Origin of the sequence: Legionella brunensis (genome assembly GCF_001467025.1) — a bacterium.
Lineage (GTDB): Bacteria > Pseudomonadota > Gammaproteobacteria > Legionellales > Legionellaceae > Tatlockia > Tatlockia brunensis.
The window spans coordinates 114,602-115,890 of sequence record NZ_LNXV01000033.1 but is presented as its reverse complement, the minus strand read 5'-3'; the positions used below and the strand labels follow the sequence as shown (position 1 = coordinate 115,890).

Sequence of the window (1,289 nt, the reverse complement as noted above, 5' to 3'; positions counted from 1 at the left end):
TTCATCGCACATAAAGTTGCAACGGAATCTTTTTGGTTATAAAAGGCCATCTGAATGAGAGCATACTCTACAGATTGGGCGTCAGGTTTATTATCACTGGTCATAGCGCATAATTGCACTGCTAATATCCAATTACGCTCATCAATAGCAGCTGTAAGGGCCTTGCTGACTGATTTTTGGTCTGGCATATTGTCAGTTTGCAAGCTGCAAAGATATTCTACTACTGCCCACTCTTTTCCATGAGCAGCTCGTTCTAAGGCAAAACTTACAGCTTTTTGATCAGGCTTATTATCAGTTTCCATGCTGCATAAAGTTTTTACCAGCTCTGTTTTTCCATAAAAAGCCATTTCGCTAAGTGCATAAGCTATAGTTGGTGCATCAGGTTTATTGGCAGTATCCATGGTATATAAAAACTTGGCCAAGTCCCAATTGTGCTCATCAATAATCTTTTTAAGAGCATCATTTACTGCAGTTTGCTCTGGCTTGTTCTCAGTATCCATGGAGCACAAGGTTCCTAGCAGTTTTTCCTTTTTGAAGAAAACGGCTTCCCTAAGTGTATAGTTTATTGTTTTTTGATTGGGTTTATTATCGGTTTTTATCGCACAAAGAAGTGCTGCTAATTCCCAATTGCTCTCATCAATAGCCTTCTTAAGACTATAACTGACTGCTTCTTGATTTGGCTTATTATTGCTTTCTAAGGTACATAAATATTTTACTATTCCCCATTCCTTACTCTCAGCGGCTTTTTTTAAAGCTTTATTCACAGAGTCCTGTGTGGGCTTGTTATCTGTTTTCATCGCACATAAAGTTGCAACGGAATCTCTTTGGTTATAAAAGGCCATCTGAATGAGAGCATGCGATACAGATTGGGTGTCAGGTTGATTATCACCGGTCATAGCGCATAATTGCACTGCTAATTTCCAATTACGCTCATCAATAGCAGCTGTAAGGGCTTTGCTGACTGATTTTTGGTCTGGCATATTGTCAGTTTGCAAGCTGCAAAGATATTCTACTACTGCCCACTCTTTTCCTTGAGCAGCTCGTTCTAAGGCAAAACTTACAGCTTTTTGATCAGGCTTATTATCAGTTTCCATGCTGCATAAAGTTTTTACCAGATCTGTTTTTCCATAAAAAGCCATTTCGCTAAGTGCATGAGCTATAGTTGGTGCATCAGGTCTATTCTCCGTTGTCATCGCACATAGACGTGCTGCGAATTGCCATTGTTTGTACTCAAGAGCTTTTCGAAGGCTATAGCTGACTGTTTCTTGATTTGGCTTATTATTGCTTTG

1 protein-coding gene is annotated in these 1,289 nt (G+C 39.4%); it reads right to left on the bottom strand.

Annotation, left to right across the window (positions count from 1 at the left end; translation table 11 throughout):
• The coding region (locus Lbru_RS11825) for a hypothetical protein (RefSeq protein WP_193786922.1) at positions 1-1,289 on the bottom strand (1,289 nt) is incomplete at both ends.